This is a genomic window from Curtobacterium sp. 1310 (genome assembly GCF_017834105.1).
Classification (GTDB): Bacteria; Actinomycetota; Actinomycetes; order Actinomycetales; family Microbacteriaceae; genus Curtobacterium.
In genome coordinates this window covers 99096-111870 of the sequence record NZ_JAFICY010000005.1, presented here as the reverse complement: position 1 = coordinate 111870, position 12775 = coordinate 99096, and the positions used below count along the sequence as shown (strand labels likewise).

The 12775-nt window shown below is 70.7% G+C and carries 13 protein-coding genes and 1 tRNA gene; 9 read left to right on the top strand and 5 right to left on the bottom strand.

The window, feature by feature from the left end; translation table 11 throughout:
* The first annotated feature begins 158 nt into the window (after positions 1–158).
* The 4 genes from JOD95_RS13225 to pstB all read left to right on the top strand — a co-directional run bounded on the left by JOD95_RS13225 (position 159) and on the right by pstB (position 4373).
* Positions 159–1265, top strand: coding sequence for a phosphate ABC transporter substrate-binding protein PstS (locus JOD95_RS13225; protein ID WP_066656735.1), 1107 nt, complete (start codon positions 159–161; stop codon positions 1263–1265).
* Positions 1266–1442: 177 nt separating this feature from the next.
* A complete protein-coding gene (gene pstC, locus JOD95_RS13220) occupies positions 1443–2393 on the top strand; it encodes a phosphate ABC transporter permease subunit PstC (protein ID WP_066656736.1) in 951 nt (316 codons plus the stop codon).
* Positions 2394–2406: 13 nt separating this feature from the next.
* On the top strand, positions 2407–3492 hold the full coding sequence (gene pstA / locus JOD95_RS13215; RefSeq protein WP_209685394.1) for a phosphate ABC transporter permease PstA: 1086 nt from the start codon (positions 2407–2409) through the stop codon (positions 3490–3492).
* Between the two features lie 101 nt (positions 3493–3593).
* Positions 3594–4373 carry a phosphate ABC transporter ATP-binding protein PstB gene (pstB, locus tag JOD95_RS13210; RefSeq protein WP_066656740.1) on the top strand — a complete coding sequence of 260 codons (780 nt, stop codon included), beginning with the start codon at positions 3594–3596 and terminating at the stop codon, positions 4371–4373.
* Positions 4374–4526: 153 nt separating this feature from the next.
* On the opposite strand, the gene JOD95_RS13205 is transcribed toward pstB, so the two are convergent.
* The 3 genes from JOD95_RS13205 to JOD95_RS13195 all read right to left on the bottom strand — a co-directional run bounded on the left by JOD95_RS13205 (position 4527) and on the right by JOD95_RS13195 (position 7436).
* Positions 4527–5444 (bottom strand): anti-sigma factor domain-containing protein, encoded by a 918-nt coding sequence (locus tag JOD95_RS13205; RefSeq protein ID WP_209685392.1) that lies wholly within the window; start codon positions 5442–5444, stop codon positions 4527–4529.
* Entirely contained in the window at positions 5441–6040 is a 600-nt protein-coding gene (locus JOD95_RS13200) for a sigma-70 family RNA polymerase sigma factor (RefSeq protein ID WP_066656745.1), read from the bottom strand. The genes JOD95_RS13205 and JOD95_RS13200 overlap by 4 nt, the downstream gene beginning before the upstream one ends.
* Positions 6041–6806: 766 nt before the next feature.
* A complete protein-coding gene (locus tag JOD95_RS13195; RefSeq protein ID WP_209685390.1) occupies positions 6807–7436 on the bottom strand; it encodes a DNA-directed RNA polymerase subunit beta in 630 nt (209 codons plus the stop codon).
* Between the two features lie 126 nt (positions 7437–7562).
* Here JOD95_RS13195 and JOD95_RS13190 point away from each other — a divergent pair, with 126 nt between their 5' ends.
* The 3 genes from JOD95_RS13190 (at position 7563) to JOD95_RS13180 (ending at position 8351) form a co-directional block, all read left to right on the top strand.
* Positions 7563–7724 (top strand): DUF2207 domain-containing protein, encoded by a 162-nt coding sequence (locus JOD95_RS13190; protein ID WP_139197360.1) that lies wholly within the window; start codon positions 7563–7565, stop codon positions 7722–7724.
* A 53-nt stretch (positions 7725–7777) separates the two neighbouring features.
* Positions 7778–7850, top strand: a tRNA-Lys gene (locus tag JOD95_RS13185).
* A gap of 180 nt (positions 7851–8030) precedes the next feature.
* Positions 8031–8351 carry a hypothetical protein gene (locus JOD95_RS13180; protein ID WP_066656746.1) on the top strand — a complete coding sequence of 107 codons (321 nt, stop codon included), beginning with the start codon at positions 8031–8033 and terminating at the stop codon, positions 8349–8351.
* A gap of 292 nt (positions 8352–8643) precedes the next feature.
* On the opposite strand, the gene JOD95_RS13175 is transcribed toward JOD95_RS13180, so the two are convergent.
* Both JOD95_RS13175 and JOD95_RS13170 read right to left on the bottom strand, forming a co-directional pair.
* Positions 8644–9579 (bottom strand): aldose 1-epimerase family protein, encoded by a 936-nt coding sequence (locus JOD95_RS13175; RefSeq protein WP_209685388.1) that lies wholly within the window; start codon positions 9577–9579, stop codon positions 8644–8646.
* A complete protein-coding gene (locus JOD95_RS13170) occupies positions 9576–10427 on the bottom strand; it encodes a DeoR/GlpR family DNA-binding transcription regulator (RefSeq protein ID WP_209685386.1) in 852 nt (283 codons plus the stop codon). Before JOD95_RS13170 ends, JOD95_RS13175 begins: the two co-directional genes overlap by 4 nt.
* Before the next feature lie 64 nt (positions 10428–10491).
* Between JOD95_RS13170 and galT the strand changes: the two genes are divergently transcribed.
* Complete coding sequence (galT, locus tag JOD95_RS13165) at positions 10492–11589, top strand: galactose-1-phosphate uridylyltransferase (protein WP_209685384.1); 1098 nt, start codon at positions 10492–10494, stop codon at positions 11587–11589.
* Entirely contained in the window at positions 11586–12722 is a 1137-nt protein-coding gene (gene galK / locus JOD95_RS13160; RefSeq protein WP_209685382.1) for a galactokinase, read from the top strand. The genes galT and galK overlap by 4 nt, the downstream gene beginning before the upstream one ends.
* The last annotated feature ends 53 nt before the right edge of the window (positions 12723–12775 follow it).

Below are 12775 nucleotides of genomic sequence, written 5' to 3'. Positions count from 1 at the left end.
GTCCGGCACCCGAGCCGGGACAACCCCTCGTTCACCTCCCGTTCACCGAGGAGCGTCATCCCCGTCACCTCGCGTCCCTACAGTCGCTCCCGGGTCAGCACCGGCCCGAGGGACCAGCAGCGGTCCCGCCTGCACTGACATTCCCGAAGGGACCCCTGTTGAACATCAAGCGAATCGGTTCGATCGCAGCGATCGCGATCGCCGGCGCCGTCGTGCTGTCCTCCTGCGCGGCGAACGAGAGCGGCAGCGGCGACACCGCAGCGCCGACCTCGAGCTCGGGCACCGACTACTCGAAGCTCTCGGGCACGCTGACCGGCTCCGGCTCGTCGGCGCAGCAGACCGCTGAGGCCACCTGGGCTGCGAACTTCCAGAACGTCGCCTCCGGCGTGACGGTCAACTACTCGCCGGACGGCTCCGGCGCCGGTCGCAAGAACTTCATCTCGGGTGCCGCGGACTTCGCCGGCTCCGACGCTGCACTGAAGGACGAGGAGCTCTCGGGCTCGTTCGACCTGTGCACGGACAAGGCCATCGACATCCCGGTCTACATCTCCCCGATCGCCATCGCCTACAAGGTGGACGGCGTCTCCGACCTGACGCTCGACGCGAAGACCATCGCGGGCATCTTCTCGGGCAAGATCACCAAGTGGAACGCCTCGGAGATCGCCGACCTGAACAAGGGCGTCGACCTGCCGGACTCGAACATCACCGTGATCCACCGCTCGGACGACTCGGGCACCACGCAGAACTTCTCCGAGTACGTCTCGGCGAACGCGTCGGACGTCTGGACCGAAGAGCCCAGCCAGACCTTCCCCTACCAGGTCGGCGACTCGGCCAAGGGCACCTCGGGCGTCGCCTCGGCGATGGCCAGCGCCTCGAACGCCATCACCTACATCGACGACTCGGGCGCCGGTGACCTCGACAAGGCGAAGCTCATGGTCGGCGACAAGGCCACCGAGATCTCGGCCGAGGGTGCTGCCAAGGTCGTCGCGGACTCCGAGACGGTCTCGGGCCGTGAGGAGAACGACCTCGCGATCGACATCAACCGCAAGGACACCGCCGAGGGTGCGTGGCCGCTGGTCCTCGTCTCCTACGCGATCGCCTGCCAGGAGTACAAGGACGCCGACAAGGGTGCGCTCGTGAAGGGCTACCTCGACTACGTCGTCACGCAGGACGCGCAGGAGGCCGCCGCGAAGGAGGCAAAGTCGGCCGCCCTCTCCTCCGACCTGTCGGAGAAGGCCGCGAAGGCCGTCGCCTCCATCAAGTAAGGCCCGCTGAGCACCCGGACGCCGGTCCCACCCACCCTGACCGGCGTCCGGGTTCTCGCCCGTCCGGCCCGGACGCAGCACCAGCACCACCGGGTACGCCCGGCCTCACCAGCACCACCCCGTCGCCTCCCCCGGCCGCTCCTCCACGAGCCCGGCCTCCCCTCCGACAGGAGTCCCATGACGACCGCACCGGCCCAGCCAGGGGCCACCGTCTCCCCCGCCAAGCCGAAGGCCGTCGTCCGCGTCGGCGACCGGGTGTTCTCGACCGCCTCGGTGGTCGCCGGCAGCCTGATCCTCTTCGTGCTCGTGCTCGTCGCCGCCTTCCTGGTGTGGCAGAGCCTCCCGGCCTTCTCGGCGAAGGTCGGTGAGCTGCCGAACAACGCCTCGAACTTCTGGGTCTACGTCGGTCCGCTCGTCTTCGGCACCGTCTACTCGGCACTCATCGCGCTCGTGATCGCCGTCCCGCTCTCCCTCGGCATCGCGCTCTTCATCTCGCACTACGCACCGCGCCGCATCGCGCCGGTGCTCGGGTACGTCATCGACCTGCTGGCCGCGGTGCCGTCGGTCGTCTACGGCCTCTGGGGCATCGTGGTCCTCGCGCCGCTCCTCAAGCCGTTCTACGGCTTCCTCAACGAGTACCTCGGCTGGTTCCCGCTGTTCTCCGGCCAGGTGTCCGGTACCGGCCGCACGATCCTGACCGCGTCGATCGTCCTCGCGGTGATGGCGATCCCGATCATGACCGCGGTCATGCGCGAGATCTTCCTGCAGGCGCCGACCCTCAACGAGGAGGCCGCGCTCGCCCTCGGCGCCACGCGCTGGGAGATGATCCGCCTGTCCGTCCTGCCGTTCGCGAAGTCCGGCATCGTGTCGGCGATCATGCTCGGCCTCGGTCGTGCGCTCGGCGAGACGATGGCGATCGCCCTCGTGCTGTCGGTCTCGACGAACGTCACCTTCCAGATGCTGACGTCGCTCAACCCCTCGACGATCGCGGCGAACATCGCCCTGCAGTTCGCCGAGGCGTCGGGCACGGCCCTGAACGCACTGGTCGCGTCGGGCCTGATCCTCTTCGTCATCACCCTGGTCATCAACATGCTGGCGCGCTACATCGTGCGCAAGCGGGTCTCCTGAGAGGTCACGCCCGATGTCCCTCGCCCTCCGTCAGACCGGCGCCGCCGGCAACGTCTACGCCAACGGCAAGCTGCACAAGTCCGTGCCGTGGCTCCTCCTCGTCGGCTCCTGGGTCGCCCTGGTCGCGGTCTTCGCCCTGCTGAACGCAGGCGGTGCGGTGAAGGACTTCAACGTCGTCGCCGCCCTGTTCCTCGGCACCGTCCTGTTCGACGTGCTCATCGTCGTCGTCTCGCGCATCGTCGAGGGCGGGCGCAAGGCGGTCGACCGGCTGATCACCTCGCTGGTGGTCACGGCCTTCGTCATCGCGGTGCTGCCGCTGGTGTCGCTGCTCTGGACGGTCCTGGCCGACGGCCTCGCCCGCTTCGACGCCCAGTACTTCAACTCGTCGATGCGCGGTGTCATCTCCGAGGGCGGCGGCGCACTGCATGCCCTCGTCGGGACGCTCGAGATCACGCTGTTCGCCGCGCTCATCTCCGTGCCGATCGGCCTGCTCACCTCGATCTACCTGGTCGAGTACGGCAAGGGCGCCCTCGCGAAGGGCATCACCTTCTTCGTCGACGTCATGACGGGCATCCCGTCGATCGTCGCCGGTCTCTTCGCCTACTCGCTGTTCGCGCTGTTCCTCGGCCCCGGTGCCCGCTTCGGTCTCGTCGGCTCGATCGCCCTGAGCGTGCTGATGATCCCCGTGGTCGTCCGCTCCACCGAGGAGGTCCTGAAGATCGTCCCGATGGAGCTCCGCGAAGCGTCCTACGCACTCGGCGTGCCGAAGTACCTGACGATCCTCAAGGTGGTGCTGCCGACGAGCCTCGCCGGCATCACCACGGGCGTCATGCTGTCGATCGCGCGCGTCATCGGCGAGACCGCGCCGCTGCTCGTGACGGCCGGCTTCACCGCGAGCATGAACTACGACCTGTTCAAGGACCCGATGATGACGCTGCCGGTGTTCGCGTACACGCAGTACTCGCAGCAGGGCGCCAACCCGGTGCCGTTCGTCGACCGGGCCTGGACCGCGGCACTCGTGCTCATCCTCATCGTCATGGTGCTCAACCTGCTCGCCCGCTTCATCACCCGACTCTTCGCCCCCAAGCTCCCCCGCTAGCACCGAGCGCCCGCGCTCCGGCCGACAGCATCGGCCAGCACGGCCCGCCCGCGCACCGCGTCAGCGGAGCGGCAACGACCACCCACCCCGGAGGAAACCACGTGTCCAAGCGCATCGAGGTCGACGGCCTCAACGTCTACTACTCGAAGTTCAAGGCCGTCGAGGGCGTCGACATGACGATCGAGCCCCGCACCGTCACCGCCTTCATCGGCCCGTCGGGCTGCGGCAAGTCCACCTTCCTCCGCACGCTGAACCGCATGCACGAGGTCATCCCCGGCGCGTACGTCGAGGGCTCCGTCAAGATCGACGGCGACGACCTCTACGGCCAGGGCGTCGACCCCGTGCTCGTCCGCCGGCAGGTCGGCATGGTGTTCCAGCGTCCGAACCCGTTCCCCACGATGTCGATCCGCGACAACGTGCTCGCCGGCGTGAAGCTCAACAACAAGCGCGTCTCGAAGTCCGAGGCCGACGACGTCGTCGAGCGCTCGCTGCAGGGCGCGAACCTGTGGAACGAGGTCAAGGACCGCCTCGAGAAGCCCGGCATGGGCCTGTCCGGTGGGCAGCAGCAGCGGCTCTGCATCGCCCGGGCGATCGCCGTGCAGCCGGACGTCCTGCTCATGGACGAGCCCTGCTCGGCGCTCGACCCGATCTCGACCCTCGCCATCGAGGACCTGATCGAGGAGCTCAAGAAGGACTTCACGATCGTGATCGTCACGCACAACATGCAGCAGGCGTCGCGCGTCAGCGACAAGACCGCGTTCTTCAACATCGCGGGGACCGGTGCGCCTGGCAAGCTCATCGAGTTCGACGACACCGCGACGATCTTCTCGAACCCGTCGGTGCAGGCGACCGAGGACTACGTCTCGGGTCGCTTCGGGTGATCGGCACCCGGTCCGTCTCCTGACGGTCGGCCTGGAGGCCCGGTGCACGTCCGCCACGGACCGCACCGGGCCTCCGTCGTGCACTCCGCTGCCCCGCACGGACGAACGGCGGGCAGCGGATGATCCGCCGCCCGCCGTTCGTCCCTGCGGGTGCTACGCCTGGGTCGTGGGGACGGCCATGAGCGGCGTCGAGGTCGGCTGGTCGGAGCCGCCCTCCGGCTCGACCGTCATGCCGATCGCCGCACCCGGCGTGAGCTTGCCGTCGAGGACCGCCGTGTGCACGCCGTTGCGGGCGCCGTCGACCAGACCGGCGGGGACGATCTCGCCACCCTCGGAGCCGATGTACCAGAGCTCGTACGTCTTGCCCTGCGGCGCCTGCTCGACGCCGTCGAGGATCACCGCGGACTTGCCCACGTCGTGCGACCAGACCACGGTCGCGGAGCCCCCACCGGGGACCTTCGCGGTCGTGCGCTGGAAGTCGGACGCGGCGTAGATCGAGTCGAGCGTGCCGGAGGCCTGCGTGGTCCCGGGGCTGGTCCCCTCGGTCTGGCCGAAGTTCGTGCCGACACCGAGCCCGACACCGAGGAACACCACGGCGACGGCGGCTGCGGCGGACAGGGCGGCTGCCGGACGCTGGAACCAGCGGCGGCGGGCCTTCGCGGATGCCGCACCGTCGGCGTACCCGGCGGCGTCAGCCGCTCCGAGACCGATGACGTTCCCGGTCTCGGCGACCGGCGCCGGGGCGGGAGCTGCTCCGACGACGGGCGCGGGGGACGCGGCGGAGGCGAGCGGAGCCTCCAGGCCGGCGACCGGCGCCGTGCGGTCCGTCGGCGCGGCCTGCGGGGTCCGTGCGATCTGTGCCATCAGCGACGCCTTGAGCGACGCCGGAGGGTCGATCGGTTCGACGGCGTACGCGAGCTGCAGCGCGGTCTCGCGGAGCGAGTCCGTCTCGGCCTGCAGTTCCGGCGACGTCGTCAGAGCGTGCTCGAGGAGCGCGCGCTCGTCGTCCGACAGGGCGTCCAGGGCGTGCGACCCGGTGAGCAGGGCAGGGTCGTCGTGGCGTTCGGTCATGACGTCACCCCCATCTCGTCTCGGAGTCGGATCATCCCGTCACGGAGACGGGTCTTGACGGTGCCGATCGGGACACCGAGCCGTTCGGCCATCTCGCTGTGCGAGTAGCCGCCGTAGTACGCGAGCTGCACCGCCTGGCGTTGGAACTCGGTGAGCTTGGCGAGCGCGCGGCTGACGCGTTCGTGCTCGATCCGGATCTCGACCGACTCGGAGACCTGGTCGAAACCGGACTCCAGGTCGCGGATGCCGATCTTGGTGTCCCGGTCGTGCGACGCCTGCGATGCCCGGACCCGGTCGACCGCTCGTCGGTGGGCCATGGTGAGGACCCAGCTGGCGGCGGTGCCGCGCGAACGGTCGAAGCGGGTGGCCTGCTGCCACACCTCGAGGAAGACCTCCTGCGTGACCTCCTCGGACTGGGCGCGGTCCTTCAGGAGTCGCGTCACCAGACCGAGCACACGACCCGACAGGGCGTCGTAGAGGTCAGAGAAGGCTGCCTGGTCGCCGGAGGCGACGCGGGCGAGCAGATCGTCAGGCGACACGGGGGTGGGCTCGGTGGAGCTCCAGGCCTCGGTGTCGTGTTCCACGAGCGCAAGCATTGCAGGTTTCCCCCCTCTCGGTGGCATCGGTTCCGACATGTGCAATCACTTCGCAGGTCGGGTTCGGGTGGTTCGGATCCTCGCGGCGGTGGAGTCTGGGCGAGGGCCGCACGACCCGCAGGGAATTGACCGGCGGGTACCGGACCGGGTCGAGCGGGCCCTCGCTGTGACGTCCGCGAGGAGCGTCACACCAACTGTTCGGCACCGTCGCCCGAGCGGATTGGGCGACGTGCCCGTCCCGGGTGCAGGAACTGTGTCCGGCTCGTGTCTGCTGGTCGCCTGCTGCGCGTCCGCCCGCCCGGTGTGCAGGGTGCGGATGCGCGGTTGTGCGCTTGGGACGTCTGCGCGGCTGCGTGCGCTGCGGCTGCGTGCGCTGCGGCTGCGTGTGTCCGTGACGCGCCCGACCGCGCAACGTGTCCACCGAGAGTGAACACGGCCACGTGCACAGGACGTGTCTCGTAGAATCGATCTCGCCGGGCCGCAGCAAGCCCCGGGCTCCAAAATTCGCCGCTTCGAGCGGCCTCGCGCCGAGAGGCGCTTCTGCGGCCCGGTCTTCGCATGTCCGGGGGCGGTCGGGTCAGGCCGTCCACCGTCGCAGGCCCTGCTCGTCGCCGTCCGCCGTCCGCCGTCGCGGTCTGTCGCTGCGCCCCGCCCTCGCCCGGACGTCGCCCCGTGTGCTCAGGCGTGTGACGTCCGAGCGGGGGCGCGATCCGGCGTGGGCGGTAGCCGGTCTGGAGGCGCGGCGTCGATCCGCCCCGCCCCTCGCTCAGTCCAGGCTGTCGCGACGCCAGAGCGCCGCCGCCTCGGTCAGGTCGGCCGCGAGCTCCGTCAAGCGCAGCGCCCGACGCGTCAGCTCGCTCGCGCGGTCCCCCGCGGTCAGGTCGGCGTCGTCCGCCACCGAGGTCGCGCCCGCCGCGGTCAGCCGGCAGAACGCCGCGCCGCGGTCGAGCGCCACCGCGAGGTCCCCCGTGTAGAGGCCGTGCAGGATGTGGTCCGCCAGGGTCAGGATCTCCGCAGGACCCGTCGGCTGCTCGGCACCCGCGACGGCCTCGTCGATCGTGCCGATCCGCTCCGTGCCCCGCTCGAAGAAGTACGCGATCTCCTCCGGGTTCTGCCGGATGACGACCCGCACCAGGTAGATGCGCCACAGTGCCCCCGGGAGCGTGTGCGCGCCCACGCGGGCCCACAGCTCGGCGATCGCATCGATGCCGTGCACGTCCGTGTACGTCACGAGACGCTCGACCACCACCGGGTCCGGGTCCTGCCGCACGCGGTGGAGCAGCGCGTTCGCCGTCTCGTGCGCGACACGGTTCACCAGTGCCGGGTCCTCGCCGCCCTGGATCGCGGCGAACTCCTGGTCGGTGAAGTGGACGGGACGGTGGTGATCGCGAGACACCCGGCGAGTGTAGGCGCGGCCGCTGACGCCCACGTCCCCCGTTCGCCACGAACGCAACGGGGCGCGCACGGGTACCGTGCTCCGGCAGGGAGGCACTCCTCCCGGACGTTGAGAAGAGGAGACTCCATGAACGCCCTGCTCGTCATCCTGGCCGTGATCGCGGTCGTCCTGCTGTTCGTCGGTGGCTTCACCGCGAGCCTCAAGTTCCTGCTGTGGGTCGGCATCGTGCTGCTCGTCATCGCGGTGGTCATGTGGCTCCTGCGGACGCTCACCGGGCGCCGCAGCTGACCGACAGCACTGGTTCTCGTCTGGAGGCCCTCACCCGCTAGCCTTGCGGGTGAGGGCCTCTAGCTCAGTCGGTAGAGCACCGGACTTTTAATCCGAGGGTCGTGGGTTCGAGCCCCACGGGGCCCACCTCCTCCTTCGTGAGACGCCTACCGGGGTACAACTCCGTCACAGGATGTTCATGGTGCGTCTTGTGCACAGTCCAGACCCTGTTCAGCGGTTTGCCTGAACAGCGCCGATAGTGTCGTTCCCGGTCCTGATCCACGGACCGAACAGCACCGCAGCACCAGAGAACGAACGGGGTACACCGTGACCGAGCCCATCGACGCCACGCAGGCCAGCACCACCGGTGACGCGCGCCGCATCGTCGAGCTCGCCGCAGCGACGAACACCACGATGAGCAACCAGCTCCTCCTCGACACCCTCCGCCGGAACGCCCGCGTCACCACGCGGCACATCCGCACCGACTTCGTCGAGGTCGCCACCGCCACCGCCGTCCTCGGCTACGTGTGCCGGCAGGGCAAGGAGTACACGGCCCTGCGCGGCGACGACCCGGCCTGGGCACAGGAGATCGGGCGCTACGGCACGGAGTCCCTCGCGGTCGAGGCGCTGCGCATGCGCCGCGCCTGACGCACCGGAAGCACGTACGACGAAGGCCGCCCCGGACGGGGCGGCCTTCGTCGTGTCCGGAGGTCTCGTGGTCGCTCACGTGCTGCGCATGCATCTCGCGTTCGCAGGTCTCGTGCCCGCCGTCCTGGTCGCACAACGCGCCGCCCGAGATCGTTCCGGTCGCACGACGTGCCGCTGGCCGAGGACCTGAGCGGCATGTCTCGCGACCAGGAACCACGACCGGGTCCGGCCGGGTCCGGGTCCGGGTCCGGGTCCGGATCCGGCAGAGCGGTCCCAGGCGAGACCGCGGCGCTCAGGACCAGACGCGGCGGATGCCCCAGGTGCCGGTCCACGACTCGTCGGGCTCGAGCCAGCGCAGGCCCTCGCCGGAGTTCAGGGCGTTCGCGGGCGCGGTCATCGGTTCCACCGCCACGGCGAGCCCGGTGCCGTCGCCGCGGGGGAACTCGCGGGACGTGAAGACCTGCACGTACGGGAACGACTCGTCCTGCCAGAGCTCGACGCCGTCGCCCTCCGGGCCGTGCAGCGACGTGCGGCGCACGCCGTGCTCGTCGGCGGCGACGTCCCGGTACGCGGTGTCGAGGTCGGCGTCCCCGGCGCGCTGCCCCGATCGCAGGTCGTAGGGCGTGCCCTCGACGGACACCGTGCCGTCCGGGATCTTGTGCTCGTCGACCGTGAACGCCGTGGCGGCGTCGAGCGTGACGACGAGGTCCTCGGCGGGGGTGTCGCCCGCACGGAGGTACGGGTGCGCGCCGACCGCGAACGGAGCGCGGACGCCGGAGCGGTTGACGATGGTGTGGGTCACCCGGACACCGTCGTCGACGAGCTCGTGGTGCACGCGGGTCTCGAGCGTGAAGGGCCAGCCGTGCTGCGGGTGGATCGTCGCCTGCTGTTCGATCGACGACCCGGTCTGCGACACCACGCGGTACGGCGAGAACCGCAGCAACCCGTGCGAGGCGTTGCCGTACTTGGGCTCGGAGACGTCCAGCTGCTGCCGCTTCCCGTCGAGCTCCCAGACGGCACCGGCGACGCGGTTCGGCCACGGCACGAGCACGATGCCGTCGGCGCCCGGCGGCAGCGACGTCACCGGGAACGGCTCGGTCAGGTCGAACCCGGCGACCCGGAGCTCCCGGATCCCCGCGGCGACCTCGGTGACGACGGCCTCGACGACCCCGTCCGGTCCTGCGTGCCGGAGGTGGTACTGCCCTCCGGTGGGTGCTGCTGCGGTCATGGCTGCGACTTCCTTCCGTCTGGTGCTGCACGGCCGTCCTCGTCCGCCACGACCACCTCGACGCCGGCCGCCCGGATCGGAGCGACCGCGTCCGCCGTGACCCCGGCGGTGACGACGACGTCGATGTCCTCGAGCGGACGGACGACACCGAGGTGGGCCCGGCCGAACTTCGAGCCGTCCGCCACCACGACGGTACGCCGGGCCGCGGCGGCGAGCATCCGCTTCGCCTCGGTCTCGGGCAGGTTCACGTTCGTCAGGCCGTGCCCGACGTCGAGTCCCGTCCCCCCGAGGAACACCAGGTCGGCGGCGATCATCGGCAGCACGGCACCCATGAACGGCGCGACGAGGGAGTGCTGCAGCGGCCGGAGGGTGCCACCGGTGACGACGAGGGTGAAGCGCGGGACCGCCCGCTCGAGCGCGAGTGCGGTGGTGAGCGAGTTCGTGACGACGGTGACGTCGACCAGGTCGGACCGCGCCACCAGGGCCTCCGCGACCGCCGCGGGCGTGGTGCCGACGTCGAGCACGACGCACTGACCCGACCGGACCAGGTCGGCCGCAGCGCGGCCGATCGCGGCCTTCGCCACCTGGTGCTCGACGGCGGTCTCCTCGAAGGGGCGCTCGGTGGAACCGACCCCGAGGCGGACCGCACCGCCGCGCACCCGCCGGATGCGGGCCTCCTGGTCGAGCAGGGCGAGGTCCTGGCGGACGGTCACCTCGCTCGTACCCAGCGCCGCCGCGAGGGCGGCGGTCCGGACCAGCCCGGGCGCGCCCTCGACGATGGAGACGATGCGGTCCTGCCGCAGCGGCGCGGGCAGCGACCCGGCGAGGAAGGAGAGGTCGTCGTCCACGGCACGAGTTTCGCGCACTTACGGAGCCTTTCGCAACGCTTCACGAGCGCGGTAGGGTGGGTCGGTGATCACCAAGCGCGTGACGACGCTCGCCGACGGCCGCGAGCTCATCTACTTCGACGACGCCGACACGCAGCTGCCCGCCGAGCGCAGCATCGACCAGCGTGTCCTCGACCCCCGACCGGAGACGGCTCGGATGCGGCAGGACGTCCTGACCGGCGAGTGGGTGTCCATCGCGGCGAGCCGGCAGAACCGCGTGTTCCTGCCGCCGGCCGACCAGGACCCGCTCGCGCCGCAGACCGCCGCGAACCCGTCGGAGATCCCGAGCCGCTACGACGTCGCGGTGTTCGAGAACCGCTCGCCCTCGTTCGGACCCCTGCTCGAGGCCGAGGACGGCCCGGAGTCGCTCGGATCGCTGTCCGACGTCGGGCTCAACCGCCAGCTCCGGAGCGTCGGTCGTTGCGAGGTCGTGTGCTTCTCCCCCGAGACGAGCGGCTCGTTCGCCTCCATCAGCGAGTCGCGCGCCCGCACCGTGGTCGAGGCCTGGGCGGACCGCACCGCGGCGCTGTCGGCGATGCCCGGCATCCAGCAGGTGTTCCCGTTCGAGAACCGGGGCGAGGCGATCGGCGTCACGCTGCACCACCCGCACGGGCAGATCTACTCGTACCCGTACGTCACGCCCCGCACGCAGCGGCTCCTCGCGTCGATCGAGCGCTTCGGTCCCGACCTGTTCGAGCAGCACCTCGCGAACGAGCGCGCCTCCGAGCGCGTGGTGCTGCAGGGCGAGCACTTCACCGCTTTCGTGCCGTTCGCAGCACGCTGGCCGATCGAGATCCACATGCTGCCGCACCGGCACGTCCCCGACTTCGCCGGCCTGACCGACGCCGAGAAGGACGAGCTGGCGCACATGCACCTGCGGCTCACCCGCGGGCTCGACGCGCTCTACGACACCCCGACGCCGTACATCGCCGCGTGGCACCAGGCGCCGGTGCACACTGCGCGGGACACCGTGCGGCTCATGCTGCAGATCACGTCCCCGCGTCGCGCGGCGGACAAGCTCAAGTTCCTGGCCGGCAGCGAGGCCGCCATGGGCGCCTGGATCGGGGACCTCGTGCCCGAGAAGGCGGCCGAGTTCATCCGAGGAGGGATCGAACGCGCATGACGTTCCAGCAGGTCTACGGGTACGAGCCGGCGGTGCGGTACTCCGCGCCCGGCCGCGTCAACCTGATCGGTGAGCACACCGACTACAACGACGGCTACGTGCTGCCGTTCGCGATCGACCGCCGGACGGTGGCGTCGATCGCGCAGCGCGACGACCGGCTGATCCGGGTCGCGTCGGCCTTCGAGCCGGACGCGGTGCACGAGCTCTCGCTCGACGCGCTGTCACCGGAGAACATGGAGGGCTGGTCTGCCTACGTGTTCGGCATCGCCTGGGCGCTCCGCGAGCAGGCCGGAGCCGACCTGTCCGACAAGACCGGCTTCGACGTCTTCATCGAGTCGGACGTCCCGGTCGGCGCCGGCCTGTCGTCGAGCGCCGCGATCGAGTGCGGCGTCGCGCTCGCCTTCACCGACCTGTGGGAGCTCGGCCTCGACCGCAAGGCACTCGCCCGCGTCGGGCAGTACTCCGAGAACCACGCCGTCGGCGCCCCGACCGGCATCATGGACCAGTCCGCCTCGTTGCTCGGTGAGCAGGACGCGGTCGTCTTCCTCGACTGCCGCACACTCGACACCGCCGTGGTCGACCTCGCGCTCGAGGCGAACGGCCTCGAGGTCCTGGTCATCGACACCCGCGTCCAGCACGCCCACGCGACGGGCGGCTACAAGGCCCGGCGCAACTCGTGCGAGCGCGGCGCTGCGGCCATGGGCGTCGAGGCACTCCGCGACGTCGCCGTCGAGGACCTGCCCCGCGCACAGGAGCTCCTCGACGACGAGACCTTCCGACGGGTCCGGCACATCGTCACCGAGGACCAGCGCGTCCTCGACACGGTGCGCACACTCCGCGAGCAGGGTCCGCGCGCGATCGGCGAGCTGCTCGTCGCCTCGCACGCGTCGATGCGCGACGACTTCGAGATCTCGGTGCCGGAGCTCGACCTGGCGGTCGAGACGGCGATGGCGCACGGCGCTGTCGGCGCACGCATGACCGGTGGCGGCTTCGGCGGTGCGGCGATCGCGCTGGTCGACCGGGAGGCCCGTGGCGCGATCACGGACGCCGTCATGTCCGCCTTCGCCTCGGCCGGGTACCGCGAGCCCACCGTGTTCACGGTGCACGCCGCGCAGGGCGCCCGGCGCGACTGACGCGCGGCAGCGCGTCGCGCTTCCGCACAACCGGAAGCGGCTCGCGCCACGGA